The organism is Candidatus Culexarchaeum yellowstonense, assembly GCF_024707025.1.
Taxonomy (GTDB): Archaea; Thermoproteota; Methanomethylicia; order Culexarchaeales; family Culexarchaeaceae; genus Culexarchaeum.
Genome location: NZ_JANGFQ010000201.1, coordinates 1 through 2,160, shown reverse-complemented (window position 1 = coordinate 2,160; position 2,160 = coordinate 1). Strand labels below are relative to the sequence as shown.

The 2,160-nt window shown below is 39.1% G+C and carries 7 protein-coding genes; all 7 read right to left on the bottom strand.

Annotated elements, in window-relative coordinates; genetic code table 11:
- Positions 1 to 180: 180 nt before the first annotated feature.
- Genes MRT15_RS11125 through MRT15_RS11095 form a run of 7 tightly spaced genes read right to left on the bottom strand, consistent with a single transcriptional unit; the run spans position 181 to position 2,149 of the window.
- Positions 181 to 354 carry a hypothetical protein gene (locus MRT15_RS11125; protein ID WP_304330274.1) on the bottom strand — a complete coding sequence of 58 codons (174 nt, stop codon included), beginning with the start codon at positions 352 to 354 and terminating at the stop codon, positions 181 to 183.
- Positions 355 to 384: 30 nt separating this feature from the next.
- Positions 385 to 591 (bottom strand): hypothetical protein, encoded by a 207-nt coding sequence (locus MRT15_RS11120; protein ID WP_304330272.1) that lies wholly within the window; start codon positions 589 to 591, stop codon positions 385 to 387.
- An 18-nt stretch (positions 592 to 609) separates the two neighbouring features.
- A complete protein-coding gene (locus tag MRT15_RS11115) occupies positions 610 to 843 on the bottom strand; it encodes a hypothetical protein (RefSeq protein ID WP_304330270.1) in 234 nt (77 codons plus the stop codon).
- Between the two features lie 22 nt (positions 844 to 865).
- The gene (locus MRT15_RS11110; protein ID WP_304330269.1) at positions 866 to 1,324 is read right to left on the bottom strand and encodes a hypothetical protein; all 459 of its coding nucleotides are present in this window, start codon (positions 1,322 to 1,324) and stop codon (positions 866 to 868) included.
- Between the two features lie 21 nt (positions 1,325 to 1,345).
- Positions 1,346 to 1,588, bottom strand: a complete 243-nt coding sequence (locus MRT15_RS11105; protein WP_304330268.1) for a hypothetical protein — start codon at positions 1,586 to 1,588, stop codon at positions 1,346 to 1,348.
- Positions 1,589 to 1,611: 23 nt separating this feature from the next.
- Positions 1,612 to 1,827 (bottom strand): hypothetical protein, encoded by a 216-nt coding sequence (locus MRT15_RS11100; protein ID WP_304330266.1) that lies wholly within the window; start codon positions 1,825 to 1,827, stop codon positions 1,612 to 1,614.
- A gap of 34 nt (positions 1,828 to 1,861) precedes the next feature.
- Positions 1,862 to 2,149, bottom strand: a complete 288-nt coding sequence (locus MRT15_RS11095) for a hypothetical protein (RefSeq protein WP_304330264.1) — start codon at positions 2,147 to 2,149, stop codon at positions 1,862 to 1,864.
- Between the last annotated feature and the right edge of the window lie 11 nt (positions 2,150 to 2,160).

The window sequence follows — 2,160 nt, the reverse complement described above, 5'->3', positions numbered from 1 at the left end:
TCTTCATCAAATTTAGGTATCCGCTCCAACTCTGGTCGCTCACTTCCCTCTGGAATCCACATATAATACTCGGACTCCTCCCACCTCCAATAAATCAACGTATCTATTTCCTCCCCACATCTAGGACATTTAGCCATACAACCACCCCAAAAAATAATAGTTAATTTGGAGAATTCCCCTTCACTCCACAACTTCTCCACTTAAATACGCTCTACGTACTGTCTTAATTGCTCTGCGGAGTTCCTCAGCTTTCTCTTTAGGCATGAAGGAAAGCTCCTCCTCTAAGTTCAGGAGGAGATATTCAAGAACTGTTTCCATAGATTCCGCATCCACTACCATCTTGACTTTCACCATAAAACCACCCATAAAAAAAGTATCTCACATTTATTTAGTTTTCCTCAAAAACTTAGCTGCCTCCCCCTCATCGGTGAAGAGGATTTTGCCGCAATCTGGACAGATATATATGCTTTCAATTCTTGTGAAACCACCTACATACTTGTATTTTTCACCGTCAAAATGGAATGTACCCCAACCCTTACAGTAAACCTCTAAATACTCTACCTCCCCTCCACATTTAGGACATTTAGCCATAGAACCACCCATAAAAAATTATGGGTTTGTTTCAGATTTGAGGAAATCTATTGCTTCTCCCCGACTTTTGAACAGTAATGCTCTGCACTCTGGACACTCATATCCCTCATCATAGTCTTCATCAAATTTAGGTATCCGCTCCAACTCTGGTCGCTCACTTCCCTCTGGAATCCACATATAATACTCGGACTCCTCCCACCTCCAATAAATCAACGTATCTATTTCCTCCCCACATTTAGGACATTTAGGCATGAAACCACCCATAAAAGAAAAATTATTTGAATATAGCAAGCCTCTGGAATGGTGTTTCATACAGGTTATGATATGTTACGGTATATGTCTTCTTCCCTTTTACCCCCTGGATCACTATTGTTTCATTCTTTAACCCCTTATCCTCAAGTAGCTGGCAACTATTGTTAGCCCAGTACTCGATCTCAAGTCTTTCAGGCTTGTGGGCTAACAGGGTAAGCAAGTTGTCAGTCTCATATATCCGTATATATGCTGGTGTACGCTCCTCATTAGTATTCCACCTTATCACAGTTATTGTTATTGGTATTTTTGTTTCAAAAACCATGTTGAAATTAACAGTTTTACCCCCTACCTTCTGCGTTTTACTCGCAACCCCAAGAATTTTTTCCTCGTTTACCTCTATACGAACAAATTTAGGCTTGTACCTGATGAACGTGTTTAAATCCACCTCTCCAACATTAACTTCCCCACTAGCCTCCACCATCCCACCCAAAAAAGAAATAATTTAATTTAGAGGTATGTTTGGAATAACAAGCAGGCTTCTAAACTGCGGCGGATTAATAACTTCAAACACTTTCACGTTTAAGGCTTTCGACACCTCATAAGCCTCCTTGGAACTGAATATAGTTATTGATGTGGAGTGGTTAGATATGCAGTACATGGGGTACTTGCTATGTAGCTTAACTACTTTAGCCTTCCTGATAAGAATGTTAATATTACTACTCACATCTCTAAGCAAAACCTCCATGAAACCACCCAAAAAAGATTAGCTTATGGGGTTTGCAGTTTTTCCAACTGTTCTAATGCTTTCCCAATTTCATTTTGCATCTCATCATTATATAGAACTGCCTTCTTGTTGAGGCTGTGGTAAAAATTATGAATCACAAGCCTCCTCTGATAGTTTCCACTAAGCGATGTGAAAACGCTATAAACTAAGCTTTCTCTTATATTTCTCTTTAAGTCTTCATTTAACATCCCCTCCAGCATTAAACCACCTAAAAAATAATGATTTTATGGTTTGCTACTCTAAATCCAGAATTGCCAGAACTATATCCTGGTAAACTTCATCGTATGCTGTTACAACCCCCTCAGCGTTTAAAGCATCACTAATGAATTCTCTAATTCTCTTCTTAACCTCCTCTTCGCCATGTCCTCCAACTTCATCCCTAATAAGGTTGAAGATTTCATCAATATTTTCGGCTTTAATCAATTCCCAAACTTTACCACTTAGAGAATCCCTTAAAGCTTCCCACGTATATGCTTCCCAAGTTGTTGTTTGAATTAATGTTGGAATAAACTCATACGTCATATCTTACCACC